The 1,270-nt window shown below is 71.7% G+C and carries 2 protein-coding genes; one reads left to right on the top strand and one right to left on the bottom strand.

Annotated elements, in window-relative coordinates; genetic code table 11:
* A partial coding sequence (locus FV230_RS28445) for a DUF4142 domain-containing protein (protein WP_147844740.1) occupies positions 1 to 326 on the bottom strand: 326 nt, incomplete at its 3' end.
* Positions 327 to 559: 233 nt separating this feature from the next.
* On the opposite strand from FV230_RS28445, the gene FV230_RS28440 reads away from it, so the two are divergent.
* Positions 560 to 1,270, top strand: a 711-nt coding sequence (locus tag FV230_RS28440) for an acyltransferase (RefSeq protein WP_246695047.1), incomplete at its 3' end; no start/stop codon positions are given.

Genomic DNA, 1,270 nt, shown 5'->3' with positions numbered 1-1,270 from the left:
GGCGCGCCGACGGCGCCACCGGCCACCGCCAGCGGCGCGCCGATCAAGCCGTCCACCGGACCGCCGACCACGCCGCCCTGCGCGGCGACGTAGTTGCGGTCACCGCCGACGAGGGCGACGTTGGCCGAACGGTGGTCGCGGATCGCTTCCTGGGCGTAGGTCCGGATCTGTGGGTTGCGGGACTTCGACAGCGCGATCTGGCTCGACTGGATCTCGAAGGCGTTCGCCTGCAGCGACTGCAGACGGAAATCGCTCAGGCCCTGGGCCATGGCCGGGGTCGAGACGGCGAAGGCGAGCGCGGACAGGATGGCGTATTTCTTCAGCATTGAAAACCTCGATCGATGAATGGTGAGCGTGCAAGCCGGCGTAGTTGTATCGCCCATACCGGTTTCAACCGAAACGGACGGCGACAGCACTTCATCGAACCAACGATGACGATCGCGCATGGTTCCTCTGGTCTTGCCTGACCTTGCGCCGTCCGCCGCGCGGGCTGCGACGCTTGATCCACCCCGCGGCAGCCGCCATGCCTTTCGCCGTCCTTCCGTCCCGAGGCCCCGCCTTGACGCCCCGCTCCACCCAGATCTTGTCAGTTCAGATCCTGCGCGCGGTCGCGGCGCTGCTCGTCGTGATGCACCATGCGCAGGCCGAGGCGGCCGCGCTGGCGCAGCGGACGGGCGCGGCCTTCGCCCCGAGCGGGCTGCTGCCCTGGGCCGGCGGCGTCGACGTGTTCTTCGTGATCTCGGGCTTCATCATCGTCCACGCCGCGGCGCCGCACGCGGTCGGGCGCCATGCGGCGGAGAGCGGAGGTCGGCGCCGCTTCCTGGCGCATCGGATCGCGCGGGTGGTGCCGCTGTACTGGCTGGTCACCGCGCTCTACCTCGCGGTCGGGCTGGCGGCGCCGTCGGCCCTCAACGGCAGCGGCGGACCGCCGGACGCCGGCCAGGTCGTCGCCTCCTTCCTGTTCTGGCCCGCGGCGCGGCCGGACGGCGCGGTGCTGCCGCTCTACGGCCTCGGCTGGACGCTCAATTGCGAGATGGCGTTCTACGCGCTGTTCGCGCTCGGTCTCGGCTGGGGTCGCCGGGCCGGCGTTGCCTGGCTCGTGGCGGCCCTCGCCGGAATCGTGCTGGCGGGCGCCTGGCTGAAGCCGGAGGCCGTGCCGCTGGCGTTCTGGTCGAACCCGGTGATGCTGGAATTCGGGCTTGGCGCCCTGATCGCGCTCGCACGCGGCGAGGGCGTGCGGCTGGGCGGGCCGGCGCGCGCCGGCCTGGCG

This window comes from Methylobacterium sp. WL6, assembly GCF_008040095.1.
Taxonomy (GTDB): domain Bacteria; phylum Pseudomonadota; class Alphaproteobacteria; order Rhizobiales; family Beijerinckiaceae; genus Methylobacterium.
This window is presented reverse-complemented; position numbering and strand designations above follow the sequence as displayed.